Origin of the sequence: Shewanella sp. VB17 (genome assembly GCF_013248905.1) — a bacterium.
Classification (GTDB): domain Bacteria; phylum Pseudomonadota; class Gammaproteobacteria; order Enterobacterales; family Shewanellaceae; genus Shewanella.
The window spans coordinates 3,300,598-3,321,776 of record NZ_JABRVS010000001.1; the positions used below are offsets into that span (position 1 = coordinate 3,300,598).

The window sequence follows — 21,179 nt, forward strand, 5'->3', positions numbered from 1 at the left end:
TTAATATCAGCTAGTTACAAACATAATCGCTATATTCAGCCACGTGTTAGCTTATTGGTTGATAGACAATAGACGATAGACTCTGACATTAAAATTTTCATGAAATATTTTATATCCCCCACTCACAAAACACTCAATAAATAAAATTAAATTTTTTTATTTAACATGGTAATAGCCACATAAAACAAAAAAAAACAAGGTTGTCCGCATGAACATTGCATTAGAATTTTTCTTGCAAAATAATTAATTCACCCCAAGTCATAAATCGGATGTCTACAATTATTTGGCTTCGTTCAAAAATGTATTTACAGCCATCTCAAGGTTTCTAAGGTAGCTGAAAAATCAATATTTAACATAGATTTAAATCAAAGGAATGTATTAAATGAATAAATTATTTAAGCTTGCTCCCATTGCTCTCGCCGTCGGGTTTAGTGTCAATATTAATGCCGCGCAATGGCAAGATATTCAACGTATCAATACTGACAAAACAATAAAAACTAATATGTTACCCTCCGCTTCCCTTAAACAACAACTGCACCTGACTAACAATATGCAGATGAAAGAGCTCCTTAGAGTAAAAACGGCTGACGGTGATCACAAAGCACGCTTTCAACAACTCTATAAAGGCGTTCCTGTTTATGATAGCTCGGTCGTGGCAACTGTGACAAAACAGGGAACCGTACAGGCACACTCTGGGAAAATATTAACAAATATAGCCCAAGATATTGCCGTCGTTAATGCTAAGCTCAGTCCTCAAAAAGCGGTCCAAACTCTGATTGATCAAAGTCAATTGGCCACAACAATTGAAAATAAGCAAAGCAAGCTCTTTATTTATCATCATCAAGATGAAACTCGATTAGTCTATCAAGTTTCATTTTTCAGCGCAGGTAAGCAACCCAGTCGTCCATTTGCCCTCATCGATGCCAACAGTGGTGAAATCATCAGCCAATGGGAAGGACTTAATCATGCTCTCATCGGTACAGGCCCTGGTGGTAACGAAAAAACCGGTAAATATGAATATGGCCAAGATAGGGGGTTCCTTGATGTCGAGCAGTCTGGCGACACGTGTACCATGAGCAATACCAATGTCAAAACCGTTAATCTAAACGGTGGCACAAGAGGCAGTACACCTTTTAGTTACACCTGCCCACGTAACACAGTGAAAGAAATCAATGGTTCTTACAGTCCCTTAAATGACGCTCACGCCTTTGGTGGGGTTGTTTTCGATATGTATAACGACTGGTACGATACGGCGCCGCTTTCATTTAAATTGACCATGAGAGTTCACTATTCAACAAATTATGAAAATGCCTTTTGGGATGGCTCTGCCATGACGTTTGGCGACGGTGGCAGTCGTTTTTACCCATTAGTGAGTTTGGATGTGTCCGCCCATGAAGTAAGCCATGGCTTTACCGAGCAAAACTCAGGACTGGAATACCGCAATCAATCTGGAGGCATAAATGAGGCTTTTTCAGATATGGCGGGAGAAGCTGCAGAGTTCTTTTTTCTTGATGAAAATGATTGGTTGGTCGGTGGCCAAATTTTCAAAAGTGACGGTGCATTACGTTATTTTGCCGATCCCACATTAGATGGTCGCTCTATTGGCCACGCCAGTGATTATTATTCTGGTATAGATGTGCATCACTCTAGTGGCGTGTTCAACAAAGCCTTTTATCTACTTGCAACCTCCGAGGGCTGGGACACCCGTAAAGCATTTGAAGTAATGGTTCGTGCAAACCAACTCTATTGGACTCGAACCAGTGATTACGATAATGCAGCTTGTGGTGTAAAGCAGGCTACTGATGATGCAGGGTATTCAAGTGACGATGTGATCAACGCTTTTACTCAAGTTGGAGTGGATGCCACTTGTGGAGATGACACACCTGATGATGATAAAGAGCTATTCAATAACGTCACTGTCTCTGATTTAAACGCGGACAAAGGTTCACAAAACTATTACTTTATCGATGTGCCAGCTAATGCTACTAATTTAGTCGTCCAAATGGCTGGAGGAGCATGGCGACAAGATGCCGATATGTACCTCAAAGCAGGTGAAAAACCGACTAAGAGTAATTATGAATGCCGACCTTATAAATCCAATAGCCAGGAAACCTGCGCTGTGGATACCCCTCAAGAAGGCCGCTATTATATTATGATTGATGCTTACTCTGGTTATTCTAATGTGACCTTAACAGCCCGTTTTACAGAAAATAGTGTCAAAAAATAACGATATCAATACTAAAAACAACAGATAGACTGGTATTTTATTGTGTTTATTGACTCACCAACGGGCCACTCTGGATCAGAGTGGCCCGTTTAATGTATTAACGACCCACTATAAAAATCAATATCTTATATAAAACCTGTCGAATGTCTCACTGCTCTATATATAAAGACTGTTTTTCTAGATGTCTAATGTACTACGCTTAATTCTGGTAACGATACTTAATGCGATGCAATGAACTGGGTGAGCAAGTATGAGTAATATTATTGGCAATGATAAGAAAAAATTTATTTTGATCTTATTTATTCTCTTGTTAAGTGCATTTATTGTCACCAGTGTGATCAGTTATCAAGTCGCACATAATTCGCTCAGTAAGCAAATTGAAGAAAACGCTTTACCCTTAACCAGTGATAATATTTATTCAGAAATTCAGCAAGATCTACTCAAACCTATTTTTATTTCATCCTTAATGGCACATGATACTTTTGTACGTGATTGGGTTATCAACATGGAAAAGGAACCTGATCAAATGGTGCGCTATTTACGAGAAATTCAAGATAGATACGAAACCATAACCAGTTTTTTCATTTCCGAAAAAAGTAAAGTCTATTACCATTCCACAGGGATCTTAAAGCAGATTCAAAGATCTGATCCTAACGATGCTTGGTATTTTCATGTGACTGGGCTGCCAGATTCTGAATCTTATGAAATAAACATAGATTTAAATTCTGCAGATAGGAGTCAAACCGTTGTTTATGTTAACCATAAAGTTTTTGATTTTAATCGACAGCTAATTGGAGTAACTGGCGTGGGCTTGGCCGTTGAGAAAGTGGTCAAACTCATTGAATCATATCAAAAAAAACATAATCGTCATGTGTATTTTGTCGATCGAGAAGGAAACATTGCTTTACATGGGCAACAGTATAAAGGAGGCACGACATTACAAAGCTCTCCAGCATTAGCTGAATTTGCAACCCGTATACTCACGAACGCCAGTGCATCCATTAATTATATTCGTGATAACAAAAAGGTCTATCTTAACAGTAGATTAGTCCCAGAATTCAAATGGTACCTTATGGTCGAACAAGAGGAAACTCAGGATGAAAAAAAACTACTCAATACCCTCTGGGGAAATTTAATGATTAGTTTTTTGGTTATCGTCTTGATATTAATCATTGCTAACCTGACCCTAGGCCGTTATCAACGAAAACTCGAAGTGATGGCAACAACGGATAAGTTAACAGGGACAGCCAACCGTCAGATATTTGATGAACATTTTCTTCAAGCTATTAACGAAACAAAGCGTTCAAAAGCAGCAATATCGATCATTTTACTCGATATCGATCATTTTAAAAATGTGAATGACACCTATGGCCATTGCATTGGGGATTTGGTGATTAAGTCGGTGGCTTATGTCATCCAATCGCAAATAAGAAGCCATGATTTGGTCTGTCGTTGGGGAGGAGAAGAGTTTTTAATCTTACTACCGAATCTTGGCATTAATCATGCGGTAGAAATAGCCGAGCAGATCCGGCAAGCAATCGCTCAAAATCAAATAAAGGAGGACGAACATCAAATTAATGTGAAAGTAAGCATAGGCGTTGCCGAGTATCAATCTGGAGAATTGAGCACAGATCTCATCAGTAGAGCGGATGTGGCATTATATCAAGCAAAAAATGGAGGACGAAATCAAGTCGTATTGTCTCATTGACGTATTGGCGTATTGGCGTATTGGCGTATTGGCGTATTGATAGTCATTTAAAAACATCGATTATCAATAAACACGGCATTTCCCATGTTATGAACTGACATGGGAAATGTCGTTAATACGGGAGCAATTAGCGCCCTTGAACTTTTTTGCATCTCAAGATGCAGGATCCTGCATCTTGAGATGGTTTGGGTCATCGTAGGATACACATAAACATCACGTGCTAGGTGTATCTATACATAACAAATTACTGATACTTACGCATAACTAAAGTCGCATTCGTACCACCAAAACCAAAACTATTGCTCATAACAGTATTAAGATCAGCATCACGGTATTGCGTCACAACTGGCATGCCTTCAGCTTTCTCATCTAAGTTATCAATGTTGATACTAGGTGCAATAAAGCTTTCTTCCATCATAATTAAGCTGTAAATCGCTTCATGAGCCCCCGCTGCGCCAAGTGCATGGCCCGTCAAAGACTTAGTTGATGCTATCGCTGGCAAATTTTCGCCGAAGGTTTCACGTAATGCCTCAAGCTCACGCATGTCACCAACAGGCGTTGATGTCCCATGAGTGTTGATGTAATCAATTGGGGTATCCACATCAGCAAGGGCCATCTGCATGCAACGTACCGCACCTTCACCTGATGGAGCCACCATATCATAGCCATCTGAAGATGCGCCATAACCAATGATTTCAGCATAAATCTTTGCCCCACGGGCCAGCGCATGCTCCAGCTCTTCAACGACCACGATACCGCCACCACCTGAGATAACAAAGCCATCACGATCGGCATCATAGGTACGAGATGCTTTCTCTGGCGTGTCATTGTACTTAGTAGACAGCGCGCCCATCGCATCAAAGCCCATTGTTAATGTCCAATCAACCTCTTCAGAACCGCCCGCAAACACCATATCTTGCTTACCCATTTGAATAAGCTCAGCCGCATGGCCAATACAGTGAGCGCTGGTCGCGCAAGCTGAACTAATTGAATAATTCATCCCTTTAATTTTAAACGGTGTCGCTAGGCAAGCACTCGAGGTACTCGACATAATACGAGGAACGATATACGGCCCAACACGTTTAACACCTTTTTCACGCAAAATATCTGCAGCAGCAACTTGATTTGCCGACGAAGCACCGCCTGTACCTGCAATTATCCCAACACGTGGATCTGAATACTGTGCTTCGGTTAACCCAGCATCTTCAATGGCTTCAGCCATCGCGATATATGCATAAGCAGCAGCATTGCCCATAAAACGTAATGCTTTACGATCAATATAATCTTTAGGATCTAATTTGATATCGCCCCAAACATGGCTGCGAAGCTTCATCTCTTCAAATTGATCTGAGTGAGTAATGCCACTACGGCCAGCTTTTAGTGACTCAGTGACTTCTTGCTTGTTGTTACCAATACTTGAGACTATGCCAAGTCCGGTGATCACGACTCTTTTCATTATTTACTATCCATTTTGTACATTTAAGTACACTTAGAACCCATTCACTGTGGCTATAATATCGCTTTTAGCACAATAAAGTGGTCAGCTTTCAATAAACATAGGTAAAATAATGCCTAATATCAGACGAAGAGTAAATTCATTGCTTCAAGAATGTGAGAAAAATACCCAAATGAACCATAAAAATGATTGTGCAGACTTATTTTTAAACCATTTAGTCATTAACTGGCCTCTTAAGCAAAATTGGGTGTGTGGACAGTTTGGTCTGGGCGATCCACAACAATTACTCGCATTTAAACAATGTTTGAAACTAGACATAAACCCTATGTCTGTCAATATAAAAATCTTTGAATCTGATATGAGTGCATTAACACGGTTCATCACGCAACTAGGCGCACTTACCACACAAGACTCAAATGATGCGCATTTTATCACTGCACTATTACAAGCTAACCCTGTGGCTATATCAGGTTGCCAACGATTTATCTTTGATGACGGCAAGTTCATACTCGATCTCTACCTTGGAGAACCCTTACACTGCCTTAAACAAATACACTGTCCATCAAACTCAAATGCCCTCATCGATTTTTGGACTGTTACCCTAAACGTGCAGGCGTTAAACGAAGCAATATTATGGCAAATGGCAAGGTTAAGCCAAGATAACGCTCAAATATACAGCTTACATCACAGTGTTAATGACACACTCTCGGATCTTGCCAGAAAAACAGGCTTCGCTTTTTTCGTTAAGTCATCAAACTCAGTTTCCTATACTGAGGCCTATTCACCGACGACCTTAAGTACCATTGATAGTCAAGTCCTCGCACAAGAAAGAAAAGCATTACGACAAGCCCATCGTCAAAAAACACAATACAATCCTCTTAACCCTGCCATGATAAATCACAGTACTGGTGCCGATACTATTGCGATCATTGGAGGAGGCTTAGCCAGTGCCCACCTGACACTTTCCCTTGCCCAACGACGGCAAAAAATCCATCTTTTTTGCAGTGACAGCACACTCGCGCAACAAGCTTCTGGCAATAAACAAGGAGCGATATACCCCCTTTTGACACCAGATAACGGTCATCTAAGCCATTATTTTCAACAAGGCTACTTATTCAGTCGCCGTCGGCTTCAATCATTGGTTGATGACGGATTTACTATCAACTATGACTTCTGCGGTGTACTTCAAACAGGGTTTGATGAACGCAGTAGTACCAGACTGAATAAGATCATTACCTCACAAACATGGAATGAACAGATAGCCAGTGCCATCAGCAGCGAGGATTCCAGTAAGGTTGCTGGTATTGATATCGATAAAGCGGGAATATATTATCCGCTTGGAGGGTGGATAAACCCTCATGAGTTTACGCAAGCCGCTTTCGATAAAGCCACCCAACTTAGCGACGTCACAGCAGAGTTTACCTGCCAAATAGTTCGAATAGAGCGGGTTGTAGATCAGTGGTATATTTATAAAATAGATAGCAATAGCCACCAAGAGATCACATTTGGCCCATTCAACACTCTAGTGCTGGCTAATGGGCCAGGGCTTACACAATTTAAGCAAAGTGAGCAGCTCGCCATCACAGGATTTAGGGGACAAGTGAGCCATATCCCCACTCAAGATTCACTTCTAAAACTCAACACGGTACTTTGCTCCCATGGCTACTTCACGCCACAGCATAATGGCTTCCACTGTACTGGTGCCAGTTATGTTAAAAATCCTCAGCACCTTGATTATTGCCCAAACGAGCAATTGGAAAATTTACAGAAAGTGACACAAAGCTATGCACACAAAGCCTGGACAGAAGATGTGGATATCAGCGATAACCACGCCCGCATCGGCGTAAGAATGGTCACGCGAGATCATGCACCTATGATGGGATGCACACCAGATATTGATGATATTTTAGTGCATTATCAAGAGCATCAACACACAAAAGAAAGTATCAAATACTGGCAGGAAACACCGGCACCCATCCATCAAGGGTTATATGTATTGGGCGGACTAGGCTCACGTGGGATCACATCAGGTCCTTTAGCAGCAGAAGCCTTAGCCGCCCAACTTTGCGGTGAGATAATACCACTTGACGGCCCCACACTGGAAATGCTTAACCCTAACCGCATGTGGATGCGTAAATTGATAAAAGGTAAAGCCCTGTAGTTACACTCTCGTTAACTCGCTTTACTGTATAAGCAGCAAGGCGAGTTAATCAATTAAACGTTTTTAGAAAAATTAACAATCGCAACATAATGGTCAGAGGTATTATGGTGTTCGAAAATCCAATCCATCCGCTCACATATACGCTCAACGATCACTAATCCACAGCCATAGCCTTCATTATACAGTTCATGACCATCATGGCAATTACTGATAGTTAACTCGGTATCTGTTATACTGATATCAATATCACCCACGCTGTAACTAAAGGCATTCTTAATCAAATTATCGATGATCACAGTGACAAAGCTTGCGGGTGCATAAACCAGACTTGGCCCTCTCACTCTAAGTCGATAGCTGGCATCATTTTTAGCAAATAATATCGCCAACTTACCTATCTGTTTTGACAATAAACTCTCCAATGAATAACTTGCCATATGCCTCTGCTCAACCGATCCCCTTCCCAGTAATAAAAAAGTGTCTGTCAGCAACGCCATCTCATCACTGGCGCGCTCTAACCGTGCTATCGCCTTGGTGGCTATATGGGGGAGGTCGGGGATTTTTTGTAGCAACTCAGTGGACCCTTTTATAACCATGATAGGTGTACGCAGTTCGTGTGAAGCAAACCGGCTAAACTCCTTTTCTCGTATAAAGAAATTACTAATATTAATTTTACTTTCAAGCAGAGAGCTTTCTATCTCACGGGTCTCGCGAAACTGAGTTTCGACATCAAACAATTCATTATCCAGTGGCATTCTACCCACTTTTTGTAGAATTTTAGCCAAAGGCTGCGACAAGGTTCGCACAACGTAAAGTCCATAAACTAGCATGGCTAACGTCATCGCTCCCCCCAAAAATAGCGTTAAGTAGTGTAGATCCGCTTCATAACTGTCTAAATAATCATCCGCATCATCTTGAAAAACAATATACATTAATCCTTTTCCTGAAGGATGCTTACTAACAATAAAATGTTTGTCTTCAGTGCCGATTAAATGCTCATAAAAGCCCATTTTGGTGTAATTTAACAGCCAATTAGGCAGTGCCTCTTCACTCCAATAACTTCTAAACTCGACAATATTAGGCAATGGTGCTGCAAAACCAAACTCATTAAAGTCTCTAGCATATTGGCTCGCTTCAGTATCAAGCCAATGATGTAAACTGAGTATCTCAAGTCTATCTTCAGCAAAATAAATAAGTGACCAAAACAAACTAAAAATACACAAGGTCATCAAACCGAAGCTCCAGCGGAGTCTCCAATAAAAGCTGGGGAAATGACTGTGATCTACGGCAGGGTTGTTATGCATTTTACTCTCATCATTAATAATTCACTTGCTGCTAGGCTTTTATCCTGTAGCCTTGCCCATGTAAGGTTTCCAAACGTGATTCGGTAAATCCTCTATCGAGAGCGGTTCTTAATCCATACACGTGACTTCTCAGTGAGTCACTGTCAGGTGACTCGTCGCCCCAAAGTACTTGGGTAATTTCTTTCCTAGAGACAATGGTAGGTGCATTTTTAAGCAATAATGAGAGGATCTTAAACTGAGTTCGACTCAATTTGATGGCTAACCCTTCGCGACTCACTTTATCAGTACTCGTGTCAATCACAATATCGGCATAACTCAGCAGTCCGACATCTCGTCTAGGACCACGGTTACTTAATGCATGTAAACGTAAACTCAATTCCTGCATGGCAAATGGCTTCAGTAAATAGTCATCTCCGCCCGCGTTAAATGCCGCAACTTTATCATCAAGATGATCTTTAGCAGTGAGAAATAAAATGGGCGTCGGACAAAACAACTCCTGTCTTAATTTCTTCACGGTTGAGATACCGTCAAGCTTAGGCATCATGATATCCATAATGATCACATCATAATAATTATCACTGACTAACTTAATCGCACTTTCTCCATGATAAGCACAATCTATCACGACCCCTTCGAGTTCCAAATAATCAGCAATTGTTTCTGAGACATTATGATTATCTTCGACAATTAACACTTTCATTAAATTCATGTTCTCCTTCACGATCTCTTCACACCTATCTCGATACCATGCTCAGCATATCTTTAACCTCATTCATTAAGGCACGACAACCATGAAATCTTTAAATACAAAAAATCTATTATTAGCAAGCATTCTCGCCACCTTCGTTGTCGGTTGTGGCGGGGGGAGCAGCGATAACGCCCCTGCAGCTAACGTTCCTGAAGTATCTGCAACACCGACTAAAATATGGGGAACGGTTGGCGCCGTATCACCAGCGAATCAAACCATAACAGTCAATGGTTATACTCTGCAAACAGCAGGAACACCGATTTACTATGAAAACAACACGCTTGCACTCGCAGATCTCACACCCGGTACTCAAGTCAAAGTTGAGACACAACAAGATAAAGCCACTGAGATTGAACTCGACCCCGCTATTACAGGCGTAGTCTCTCAAATACAAGGCAATAACCTCGTGGTTAATGGCACAACTTTTACATACTTAGAGTTAAACAGCGATATCGAGGTTGGAAGCTGGGTTATGATTTCAGCCCGACAGCAAACTGATGGACTCTGGTCAGTATCCTCTGTAAACGCTTCACCTGCATTATCTTATTCAGAAATAGAAGGCCGTATTTCAGCATTAGACACCGCAATAGGTAAGTTTACCATTGGTTCAATGCAAGTTGAATACACCAATGCGATTATCGAAGACGGCGATATACTCAGCAATGGCCAATGGGTAGAAGTTTACGGACACTATAATCAGGATATACTCACCGCTCTCGAAATCGATGTTGAAAATGATATTGATTTCGCTGGCGTTGAAGCTGAAGGAACGATTACGTGGGTGAACGCTGAACAGACGTATTTTGAAATTGACAATCGAACTAAAGTGCAGGTAACCAATCAAACAACATATGAAGATGGCACTCACACTGATTTAAAAAATGGAAACTTAGTTGATGTCGACATGATACAGAGTAACGAGGGCTTAATTGCAAAAAGCATTGAATTTGAAAATAAACAACCAGAAACACCGGTTGATCAAATTAAGGAGTTTTCTGTGCAAGGTTTAGCTGAAACTAACGACGGCATTGTCACCATCAATGGCATTGAATTTATCATAGATGCCGCAACTCACTTCGATGATGGCCTAACTGAGTCAGCCCTTAACAATTTGTGGGTAGAAATTGAAGGCATTGAAGTCAAAGCCAGCAATACCAACCCAGCTCATTGGTTAATTAAAGACATTGAGCGTGAAACTAAAGCTATCCATATTAGTCTAGAAGGACCTGTAAGTAATAATAGTTTATGGAATTACCCCTCATCTGATAACTCACTCGCTCAGTTTAATACTCGTTGGGTAGACCTTGAATGCAGGCTTAATGGGCATGATTTAATTCAATGCCGTTTAGATTAATTTTTCAATCAAGGCGACAAAAAAACCAGCAACATTTGTTAGCTGGTTTTTATGCTTTTGAGGCTATATGAAAACCGCTCCAAAACACAATCTCTCGCATCTTGAGAAGTGACTGGATTTTGCATCGTTAAGGCTTCACTCTCACCCGATTGTTAGTATCGCGACTGCGCTTAATCAATTCATCATTGCCATGATGACAACCTGACTTAACGAGTCTATCGTAAAGTAGTACATTGACTGATGCTGCCAAATTCATACACCCTATAGTGGGTACATAGACCACAGCATCAGCACTGTCTATGATCTCTTGATCTATGGTGCCATCTTCCGGGCCAAATACATATAGGACTTTATCTGGGTGAACAAACTCAGGCAGAGGGATCGCACCAACCACAAGATCCACGCACACGAGTTTCACGCCATCGGCTTTAGCCAAAAGCAAACTATCAACAGATTGCAGCGGGATAATATGCCCTGCTCTTTTAGTATCAGTATTGTACTGAGCATTCCCCTTACTGACCGCTAATGCATACCGTTTCCCCGTATAAAAAACGGCATCTGCCTGATAGCAACCTGCAGCGCGCATGATCCCACCCACATTAGTAGGACTTTTGGGATTAACAAGTCCTATCTGAACCACATGTTCACCTTCCACACTCACGGGGCTAATCTGTCACTAAGCTGTTTCCATGCCGAATCAACAAGTGCATAATCTGCATCTGCCAGTTCTTGTTTAGCTAATGTCATACATACATGCATTTTTTCATTTAAGGCTGAAAAGTTTTGTTCCGTTTCAATTTCAAGTTGTGAAATGGCCACAGCAAAATGTCCTTGTAGATAACCACTGGCAAACAGGGCATCTTCATTCCCTTTGGCAACGATATCGTCTATCCATTCATACAAGGCGGTTTCATACTGCTCTAACATAATAACTCCACTATTTTCTTCCGCAGCAAGCTGCAAACATTATTTCGATTGGCTTCGAGATCATTCACATTAAATCAGGATTAGCGACTTGGTACATCACATGATCATGAAAACCGGTGATCACTCGATAATAACCGCATAAGTCTCGGTCTAATTCAGGATCGCCACTATCCACAATTAATGGCCGTCCTTCAAGTGCTTTTAGCTTAGTTTTGGTCGCCAAGATAATAATATTGTCTTTTCCGACCCGTTTTATTAACTCACTGGACAGTTGCTGATTTCCTCGGCCTAAAATGTGCCCTTGTCCACCAATCAAAGTGATCACTAATTTTACCGATTGATCTAAGGTCTGTTCAAGCAATTGCTGGGCGCTTAAATCAGCGGCTATTAGCTCCCTATTCTGTACTAAATCAACACCTAATAAAGTATTGTCCAATTGCAATTCATCCATCACAGCTGCAACGGTGGTTCCGGATCCCATAATATAGAGCTCATCATCCATGTTATCGAGCACTTCTGCTGCAATATCAAGCAATACAAGCTCATCGACTTCAACGCCCCCCATTTTTACCGATTGAATAAATCTCGGCTCAGCAGGCACTTGCATCTCTCCATATCGGCGAGCCTTAACGGTTCCTTGTCTAAAGGCGACTTCATCAATGTCCATCACGTCAGCATTCATCAAGCTCACTAGCTCACCTTCAAGTAGCATTTTAACCACGGTTCCAGCAGCATGAGGAGTTATCCCATATACCCCTGAATGGATTTTCACCCCCGCAGGGACACCAAGTACTGGCAATGTATCGCCTGCAACATGATAAATGTCGCGCGCAGTACCATCCCCCCCAGCAAACAACAGTAAATCTAAGGTTTCATCTAAAAGTTTTTTAACCACAGCTTGAGTGTCTACTGCGCCGGTCTCTTGATTAACATGATGCACCACTCGCACATCAAAGCCCATTTCTAATGCTAATGACTCGCCCATAAGACCTGAAGCAGTCATGATTTCAATCTCATGACGATAAGGTCTTATCACCTCAAGAGCCTGTTTCATACGCAAATGTGACTTAGGTTGTGCACCTTTAGCGATCGCTTCATCAGCGACACCGTCGCTGCCTTTTAGCGCAACACTGCCGCCTAATCCTGCAAGAGGATTGATGAGCAAACCTAAACGAAAACGAATTGTCATTGCGGATCCTTATTCAATTAATCAATAGAGTCGTGGCTTAATCTGGACTCATGAGGGATAAAAAATACCGCGACCATAGACATGAATGCACAAACACTCGCCGCAATCCATGCCATTGATGCACCAGAGCCATTTCCCCAAATCACGCCGCAAAGCCAAGTGCCTAGAGCCCCTCCAACACCAAAACTAAGACTGGCATAGAGCGCTTGCCCTTTGCTCCTATGATGAATATCAAAATGACGATGCACAAACTGAATCGAAGCGGCATGCACTAACCCAAACGTAAAGGCATGGAGTAACTGGCTAATTCCCAACAACATAAAGTTATCAACAAAGTAAGCCATCAACCACCAGCGTACAGCGGTAAAACCTAGGCTGATAACCAAGAGCCAGTTAACCCCATAACGGCCTAATAGACGCGGTGCTAGCATAAACATAATAATCTCAGCTAACACACCCAGCGCCACATAAATACCTGCAATCGCTTCACTATAACCCGACTGTTTAAGGTACAAAACAAAAAAACCATAAAAAGGTCCCGCACTCATCTGCAATAAAATGGCTGAGATTAAGAACCAGAATAAGGCTTTATTTAATACCAGTGGTGACTTCTGAGTAGCGTGCTTAATCACCACTCGCTGTGACGGCAAAGGCAAGGCGCTTAACAATAAACCAATAAACAGCACCATGCCGACATAAGGCAGGATTTCAGTTCCCCAGACACTTATCGCAAAACCAACCCCCACGACAAATACCAAATAACCAAGACTACCAAAACTTCTAATGGCACCATAACGTGACGTGTTTTCACCTAATGTTTCCAGCGTTATCACCTCTAGCTGGGCTAAAATAGCATTCCAGAAAAAGGTATACACCATCAAACTCATGGCTAAATAGGTAAAACTGCCATTATAAAAGAAAGTCAGGTAGCTAATGGCAGCCGCAGCGGCGCCCCATTTAACCAACTGAGCTCTCATGCCTGTTCTATCTGCAACCATAGCCCAGATATTAGGGGCGATGATCCGAGTCGCCATTAATATGGCTAACAAAAAACCTATTTCTTGAGGATTAAAGCCTCGATTTTCAAAGAAAACACCAAGATATGGCACCATCACACCTAAAATGGCAAAAAAGAAAAAATAACAGGCGCTAATCCAACGCAGTTGTATACTCGCTGGAGAGGTTAACTTCATAAAACAATACCACAACATAACAATGGCGCTATATTAACGCCAAGTAAGCCAAACAGTAAGATACTTTTAAATATTATTCACCGTAAACAATAATAATAAAAAGGCGCTTAATGCGCCTTTTAAAATTTTTATTGTTAACGTCAGTCGATAACCAATAAAACTACCGCATGCCTATCATCGGAGTTTGACTATGCACATCCATATTCTGCGCTCTATGCCTTAACAGATGATCCATAAGGACTATTGCTAACATGGCCTCCGCAATAGGCACTGCACGGATCCCAACACAAGGATCGTGACGGCCTTTGGTGATAACCTCTGCTGACTCACCTTGAGCTGTGATACTTTCACCTGCAATACTAATACTCGATGTTGGCTTCATCGCAATATGGGCTACAATTGGCTGACCTGAGGATATTCCTCCTAGAATGCCACCAGCATGATTAGACGCAAACCCTTGAGGAGACATCGGATCTCTATGTTCAGAGCCTTTTTGAGTGACAACCTCAAAACCATCACCAATCTCAACCCCTTTTACCGCATTGATCCCCATAAGTGCATGGGCTATCTCCGCATCCAGTCTATCGAACACCGGCTCACCAAGCCCTACAGGAACGTTAGAGGCTATCACACTGACCTTAGCCCCAATGGAATCACCACTCTTTTTTAACTCTCTCATGTATTCATCAAGTACATCAAGTTTTGATGCGTCAGGAAAGAAAAAAGGATTTTGCTCTATCTGAGTAAAATCTATATGCTCAGCCTTAATAGGCCCAAGTTGAGAAAGAAAGCCATTAATTTCAATGCCATGAACTTGCTTTAAATATTTTTTTGCAACGGCACCGGCAGCGACTCGCATGGCTGTTTCACGAGCAGATGAGCGTCCACCGCCACGATAGTCTCTTAGACCGTATTTCTGTTGGTAAGTGTAATCTGCATGACCGGGACGAAATACATCTTTAATATTGGAATAATCTTTACTGCGTTGATCAGTATTTTCAATCATTAGGCCGATTGATGTGCCTGTGGTTTTGCCTTCGAATATGCCAGATAATACGCGAATTTCATCAGGCTCACGCCTTGCCGTAGTATAACGAGAAGTCCCTGGGCGTCGACGATCTAAATCATGTTGCATATCAGCTTCATTGAGTTCAAGACCTGGGGGACATCCATCAATAATGCAGCCTAAGGCGACTCCATGACTTTCACCAAACGTTGTTACCACGAAATTTTGACCAATACTGTTTCCCGACATCCGCTTTATCTACCTCTGAACTTATTATAAAAAACGCTAAATTAACTGTATTCACTCAGACTAGCCCATATGAGCGCTAAGTAACAGAATTAAAAGAAGCAAGCATATTCGTTAGCCTCTTTCATCATCTGTATTATTTAATGCCTATTATTGACCATCTTTATGAATAGCAAACACAGATCCATGCTCAAGCAACTGCCCACGAGTCAAGACAAACACACCGTCCCCACCATGTTCAAAACTAACCCAAGTAAACGGAACATCAGGGAATTGTTCTATAAGGTGGAGCATAGAATTACCGACCTCAACCACCAAAACCCCCTCCTCGGTAAGGTAATCGGCAGCATTGGCTAAAATACGTTTCGTTAGCGCTAAGCCATCTTGACCCGACGCTAAACCAATTTCAGGCTCATGATGATATTCTGCAGGCATATCATCAATATCTTCGGCATCAACATAAGGAGGATTAGACACAATCAGATCATAATGAGGCCCTTTAGGTATTGTGGAGAAAAGGTTAGATTCAATAGGGAAAACCCTGTCCATCACTCCTAATGTTTCAATATTGATTTGTGCCACGTCTAGCGCGTCGCTACTAATGTCGACAGCATCGACTTCAGCATCCTCAAACTCATATGCACAAGCGATGGCAATACACGCACTGCCGGTGCAAAGATCCAATATGCGATGCACTGATTTATTGTATAACCAAGGACTAAATTGCGTGGCTATCATCTCAGCAATCGGTGAGCGCGGCACAAGTACTCGTTCATCGACATAAAACGCCAACCCAGCAAACATCGCTTTATTGGTCAAATAGGGAACAGGCAGACGCTCCCTCACTCTTCTAACAATAAGCTCAACAATTTTATGCTTTTCACTGCTGGTAAGATTTGAAAGTATGACTTGCTGGCCAATCTCTTCAGGTAAATGCAACGCATGAAAAACCAATGCAATCGCTTCATCCCACGCGTTATCAGTGCCGTGGCCATAATAAATATTCGCGTCGTTAAAGCGACTGACACTCCAACGTAACATATCTCCGATGGTGCGTAATTCAGTCACGGCCTCATCCACAAAAATCTTATCCACAACTCACTCCAGTATAATAATTCTGCTTCATTGTAACTGAACTCTATTCATATGGCATCGGATTCAATAAAATAGAGGAAGAATTGACACTATTAACGATAAATATAACAAATAGCCTTATGAATAAGAAAAAAAAGCCCCTAGATAACACTTTATTTTCCACGTTAACGGAAGGGATGAAGCCATTTAAGCAAAATAAACATCATTTTGGTACGCCACAAAAAGATAAGCAACAACTTGCAGAAAAAGAACAACAACTCGATTCTGATAGCTATTTTTCCGATACTTATCAACCTAACTTACCCAGTGAAGGTCCTATGCGTTGGCGTCGTGATGATGTTGACAGCTTCGAAATTAAACGGCTACGAAGGGGGGATTATCAGCCCGATCTGTTGTTAGATCTTCATGGTATGCGCCAATCTGAAGCCAAACTAGAGTTAGCAGCGCTGATCAGAGCATGCATCAAGCAGCAGTCTCATTGCTGCTGCATCATGCACGGACATGGTACCGGGATATTAAAACAACACATCCCCATGTGGTTAGCTCAGCATCCTCATGTCATGGCTTTTCATAAAGCCCCTAAAGAATGGGGAGCTGATGCAGCCTTACTTGTATTAATCGATATTGGTGAACTTCCCCACCGAAGATAACACCCCATCGCGCAGATTAGCTGATTGAGTGTGGACTATGCTGCCACACAACACTGCACTGCTCACCATGTTTATCGATAAGAGATACCCCAGAGGTTGCAAACAAGGGCGGCTCAATACCTGAAACTAATTCACTCACCATATAGCCCAGTAATGGCATATGAGCGATGACGAGTACCTTATCAGCCTTATATTGCTCAGCATAAGCGAGGGTGAGATCGACGGCGGTGCGTGGATCGCCTGATGGTATAAGTTCATCAAGCACGAGCCACTTTCTTGGCTCAGGAAAATGTTGACTCACCTCTTGCCAGCTTTGCTGGGCCCGCAAGTAAGGGCTTACCAATACTAAATCAAATGCCATCACCGAGTTAACCAACCAGTGACTCATCTCACTCGAATGGTAACGTCCCGTGTCAGTCAGTGTTCTTTCTCTGTCTGAATGAGCAAGGTAACTTGCTTCACCATGACGCATTAAAAATAACTGCATACCACTCTCGCCATTGATTATTATTATCTTTATATCTCATATTGTAGCCTGAAATCTTATCTGGAAAAACCTAAATGTAGGGATTAATTACGCGAATAAACGTGGTCATATTTGCCAAACTCGCAGAACAGACCCACTATATAATATCAATGCAAGAAAATCCCACTCTCATCACCCCTTTATTGGTCACTATTAAAGGGTTAATACATCGACATAACGGAGTCAACGATTTGAGCGGAGCTAAGGAAATAATTAAAAGTCCACATGATCATCGTCAATATCAATACCTTGTATTAGACAATAATTTGTCGGTGTTATTGGTTGAAGATAGCTCGGCAAGCCAAGCAGCAGTGTCTATGGCTATCAACGTTGGTCATTTTGACGATCCCATTTCACGCCCAGGTATGGCACATTTTCTTGAACACATGCTTTTTCTAGGGACCGAAAAATTCCCAGAGCCCGGTGAATTCCATGCTTTTATTAATCAACACGGTGGCAGTAACAATGCTTGGACAGGGACAGAATACACTAATTTTTTCTTTAGTATAGATGCCCACTTTATTGAAGAGTCACTCGACAGGTTTAGTCAGTTTTTTATCGCACCTTTGTTCCATAAAGATTTAGTCGATCGTGAGCGACATGCCATTGAATCTGAATTTAGCCTAAAATTAAAAGATGATATTCGCAGAACGTACCAAGTTCAAAAAGAAACCGTTAACCCTGCTCACCCATTTTCAAAGTTCTCTGTCGGTAACCTGAAAACCTTAAGTGGAGATCAAGGTATATTAAGAGAAGAACTGCTCAGGTTTTATCATCATCACTATAGCGCCAACGTGATGACGCTCTGCATAGTCGCGCCCTCACCACTGAAAGATCTTGAACATCTAGCCACCCACTTTTTCAGTCCCATTATTGATAAGCAGTGGCAAAAAAAATACCCTGACGTGCCTATTTACCAAGTAGAACAACTGCAAACTCACATCAATATCATCCCGATGAAAGATCAAAAGCGGGTGGCTATTACCTTTTCTTTGCCTCAAATATATTCCTATTATAAACATAAACCCCTTACTTTTATCAGTCACCTACTCGGCTACGAAGGCCACGGCAGCTTGCTTTCATATCTCAAAAACAACGGTTATGCCATTAACCTATCTGCAGGGGGAGGAGTCAATGGTTATAACTTTAAGGATTACAACATCAGCATTCAATTAACAGATAAAGGAGTCATAGCACTAGATACGGTGATTGATTGTGCTTTTGAATATATTGAACTCATTAAAACACAAGCCATGCAAGATTGGCGTTACCAAGAGCAAGCTAATCTCTCCAAGTTGGCCTTTAAATATCAAGAGCACATTAAACCTGTCGACCTTGCCAGCCACCTCAGTATTAATATGCACCATTATGACGTCGAAGATTTGATATTAGGTGATTATAAAATGGATGGCCTTCATGTACCTCAAACCATGAAGCTGTTAAACCTCATGACGCCATCAAATATGCGTATTCAGCTCATTTCAGCAGAACTTGAAACCAATAGTCAGACGGCTTGGTACCATGCGCCTTACCAAATACAAGCGCTGCCAATGGATAAATTAACACGTTGGAAACAGGTCAATATTCGCTCAGAATTAGCTTTGCCGAATAAAAACCCTTTTATCATCAAAGATGCTATAGCTAGATCACAATCAAGCCAAACCAACATGCCTATTATCATCTCTCAACACCATGGCTACCGTATTTGGCATCAAAAGGATGATGAATTTAATCTGCCAAAAGGACACATATATCTCTCTATAGATTCGATTGAAGCAGCCTCTTCAGCAAGAAAAGCCACCCTCACCCGTTTATATGTTGAGATGTTACTTGATCATCTTATTGAACACACCTATCAAGCTGAAGTAGCAGGATTAAGTTACAATATCTATCCCCATCAAGGCGGGATCACTTTGCACCTTACTGGATTTTCGGGAAAACAAAAAATACTCCTAGCACTGTTAATCAAAAAAGCCAGAACGCCATATTTCTCTCAAGAGAGGCTGACTCTAATCAAACGCCAACTATTAAGAGCCTGGTACAACCACACCCAGGCAAAACCCATTTCACAGCTATTTACAGGTCTCACCGTATCACTGCAAAGACGCAGTTACGAGCCATCCACTATGGCAGATGAACTCACAACAATTACCTTAAATGAGTTACACGATCATATTCGTCAATTTTACCAAGAAACACATCTTGAAGGATTGATATATGGAGATTGGCTAGCCAGTGAAGCCAGCATATTGGCAAAGAACCTTAAAAACATTGTCTCTCTTATCTCATCCCCCTGCCAAGGAGCAGAAAGAGAATTAGTGAGCCTATCGGGCAAGGGGACTTTAATGCGACAGATCCCTGCACAGCACCAAGATAGCGGGATCATCGTTTACTACCAAGCAGACACATCAACCCCTGCCATGATGGCCATATTTAGTTTATTAAATCACTCAATGTCATCAGCCTTCTTTCATGAATTAAGAACAAAGAAGCAACTCGGCTATATGTTAGGTACTGGCTATTTTCCTTTAAACCGATATCCTGGGATGATTTTTTATATCCAATCCCCCTTATCAGGCCCCTTACAACTCTTAGAAGCCATTGATGAATTTATCGCAGACTTTAATTATACCATCTTACAATTAACCCATGAGCAATGGACACTCACTAAACAAGGCTTAATGAATCAGATAATGGAACACGATCCCAACTTAACAACCCGTGGACAAAGATATTGGTCAAGTATAGGAAACAAGGACTATGATTTTAATCAACGAAAACTTGTTGTTACAGAGATAGAGAAGCTCACTCGTGAAGATTTAATTAAACTCATGATGAAAAAAATGCGTCACAAGCACCGCGACCGCTTGGTGCTATTCTCAACAGGTGAACATCACAAAAATCTTCCCCCTTTAACCTCAGAAAACATGATCACTGATCTGAATATTTTCAAAGATACTCAGTAAAGCTCATCTATTTAGCATTGGTAGTACTGGCTAATTGAAAAGTGTCATTTGGAAAAATACAATACTAAAGTGTTCTACGCAGTTCATTTACTCTTTCAATGTGCACCATTAACAAAAGATCACAGTGTTATTGTGCTTGTAAACTGTCCCACAGCCCGTTTTATGGCAAATCGTTTATGTACATTAAACAAGGGATAACCCATTGGTCCTAACATAAAGCCGACAATCGCCCACCGCTTCACTCCTAATCCGGCTTCAAACGCAAGCTTGCCCATCACAAAGCCCGATAAGAGGACACAAGCAATGAAAACTGAAAATAGCATTTATCTATGACCTTTGACAACAATCTACGACAGATAAACAAAGCAAGCATTCGCTTGTTGTATCAAAAAATGAAAATGAAAAATACCGTCTATTCTCTAAACA

Annotated in this window: 17 protein-coding genes; 6 read left to right on the plus strand and 11 right to left on the minus strand. The window is 41.5% G+C overall.

The annotated features are described in order from the left end of the window. The first annotated feature begins 382 nt into the window (after positions 1-382). Positions 383-2,227, plus strand: a complete 1,845-nt coding sequence (locus HQQ94_RS14175) for a M4 family metallopeptidase (protein WP_173295027.1) — start codon at positions 383-385, stop codon at positions 2,225-2,227. Positions 2,228-2,477: 250 nt separating this feature from the next. Continuing rightward, positions 2,478-3,935, plus strand: a complete 1,458-nt coding sequence (locus tag HQQ94_RS14180) for a sensor domain-containing diguanylate cyclase (RefSeq protein WP_173295028.1) — start codon at positions 2,478-2,480, stop codon at positions 3,933-3,935. Between the two features lie 244 nt (positions 3,936-4,179). Here the strand turns inward: HQQ94_RS14180 and fabB are convergent, their stop codons facing one another. After that, the gene (gene fabB / locus HQQ94_RS14185; RefSeq protein WP_173295029.1) at positions 4,180-5,391 is read right to left on the minus strand and encodes a beta-ketoacyl-ACP synthase I; all 1,212 of its coding nucleotides are present in this window, start codon (positions 5,389-5,391) and stop codon (positions 4,180-4,182) included. Between the two features lie 112 nt (positions 5,392-5,503). On the opposite strand from fabB, the gene mnmC reads away from it, so the two are divergent. Then, on the plus strand, positions 5,504-7,552 hold the full coding sequence (mnmC, locus tag HQQ94_RS14190) for an FAD-dependent 5-carboxymethylaminomethyl-2-thiouridine(34) oxidoreductase MnmC (protein WP_173295030.1): 2,049 nt from the start codon (positions 5,504-5,506) through the stop codon (positions 7,550-7,552). Positions 7,553-7,605: 53 nt separating this feature from the next. On the opposite strand, the gene HQQ94_RS14195 is transcribed toward mnmC, so the two are convergent. Both HQQ94_RS14195 and HQQ94_RS14200 read right to left on the minus strand, forming a co-directional pair. Continuing rightward, entirely contained in the window at positions 7,606-8,853 is a 1,248-nt protein-coding gene (locus HQQ94_RS14195) for a HAMP domain-containing sensor histidine kinase (protein WP_173295031.1), read from the minus strand. A 31-nt stretch (positions 8,854-8,884) separates the two neighbouring features. After that, positions 8,885-9,562 (minus strand): response regulator transcription factor, encoded by a 678-nt coding sequence (locus HQQ94_RS14200; RefSeq protein WP_254304065.1) that lies wholly within the window; start codon positions 9,560-9,562, stop codon positions 8,885-8,887. Between the two features lie 82 nt (positions 9,563-9,644). On the opposite strand from HQQ94_RS14200, the gene HQQ94_RS14205 reads away from it, so the two are divergent. Beyond that, on the plus strand, positions 9,645-10,955 hold the full coding sequence (locus HQQ94_RS14205) for a DUF5666 domain-containing protein (RefSeq protein ID WP_173295032.1): 1,311 nt from the start codon (positions 9,645-9,647) through the stop codon (positions 10,953-10,955). A gap of 127 nt (positions 10,956-11,082) precedes the next feature. Here the strand turns inward: HQQ94_RS14205 and HQQ94_RS14210 are convergent, their stop codons facing one another. The 6 genes from HQQ94_RS14210 to prmB all read right to left on the minus strand — a co-directional run bounded on the left by HQQ94_RS14210 (position 11,083) and on the right by prmB (position 16,611). Further along, a complete protein-coding gene (locus tag HQQ94_RS14210) occupies positions 11,083-11,595 on the minus strand; it encodes an RNA methyltransferase (protein WP_309247248.1) in 513 nt (170 codons plus the stop codon). Positions 11,596-11,612: 17 nt separating this feature from the next. Beyond that, positions 11,613-11,882: a YfcL family protein gene (locus HQQ94_RS14215; RefSeq protein ID WP_173295034.1), complete on the minus strand. Its 270-nt coding sequence runs from the start codon at positions 11,880-11,882 to the stop codon at positions 11,613-11,615. 64 nt (positions 11,883-11,946) lie between these two features. Beyond that, positions 11,947-13,071 (minus strand): ATP-NAD kinase family protein, encoded by a 1,125-nt coding sequence (locus HQQ94_RS14220; RefSeq protein ID WP_173295035.1) that lies wholly within the window; start codon positions 13,069-13,071, stop codon positions 11,947-11,949. A gap of 17 nt (positions 13,072-13,088) precedes the next feature. Then, positions 13,089-14,264 carry an MFS transporter gene (locus HQQ94_RS14225; RefSeq protein WP_173295036.1) on the minus strand — a complete coding sequence of 392 codons (1,176 nt, stop codon included), beginning with the start codon at positions 14,262-14,264 and terminating at the stop codon, positions 13,089-13,091. A gap of 160 nt (positions 14,265-14,424) precedes the next feature. Continuing rightward, entirely contained in the window at positions 14,425-15,519 is a 1,095-nt protein-coding gene (gene aroC, locus HQQ94_RS14230) for a chorismate synthase (RefSeq protein ID WP_173295037.1), read from the minus strand. Between the two features lie 147 nt (positions 15,520-15,666). After that, positions 15,667-16,611, minus strand: a complete 945-nt coding sequence (prmB, locus tag HQQ94_RS14235; RefSeq protein ID WP_173295038.1) for a 50S ribosomal protein L3 N(5)-glutamine methyltransferase — start codon at positions 16,609-16,611, stop codon at positions 15,667-15,669. Between the two features lie 119 nt (positions 16,612-16,730). Here prmB and smrB point away from each other — a divergent pair, with 119 nt between their 5' ends. Continuing rightward, the gene (gene smrB, locus HQQ94_RS14240) at positions 16,731-17,261 is read left to right on the plus strand and encodes an endonuclease SmrB (protein ID WP_173295039.1); all 531 of its coding nucleotides are present in this window, start codon (positions 16,731-16,733) and stop codon (positions 17,259-17,261) included. Positions 17,262-17,277: 16 nt separating this feature from the next. Here smrB and sixA read toward each other — a convergent pair whose 3' ends face one another. Beyond that, positions 17,278-17,748: a phosphohistidine phosphatase SixA gene (gene sixA / locus HQQ94_RS14245; RefSeq protein WP_173295040.1), complete on the minus strand. Its 471-nt coding sequence runs from the start codon at positions 17,746-17,748 to the stop codon at positions 17,278-17,280. Positions 17,749-17,978: 230 nt separating this feature from the next. Between sixA and HQQ94_RS14250 the strand changes: the two genes are divergently transcribed. Beyond that, positions 17,979-20,753, plus strand: coding sequence for an insulinase family protein (locus HQQ94_RS14250; protein WP_173295041.1), 2,775 nt, complete (start codon positions 17,979-17,981; stop codon positions 20,751-20,753). 119 nt (positions 20,754-20,872) lie between these two features. Here the strand turns inward: HQQ94_RS14250 and HQQ94_RS14255 are convergent, their stop codons facing one another. Then, positions 20,873-21,076, minus strand: a complete 204-nt coding sequence (locus HQQ94_RS14255; protein WP_173295042.1) for a hypothetical protein — start codon at positions 21,074-21,076, stop codon at positions 20,873-20,875. Between the last annotated feature and the right edge of the window lie 103 nt (positions 21,077-21,179).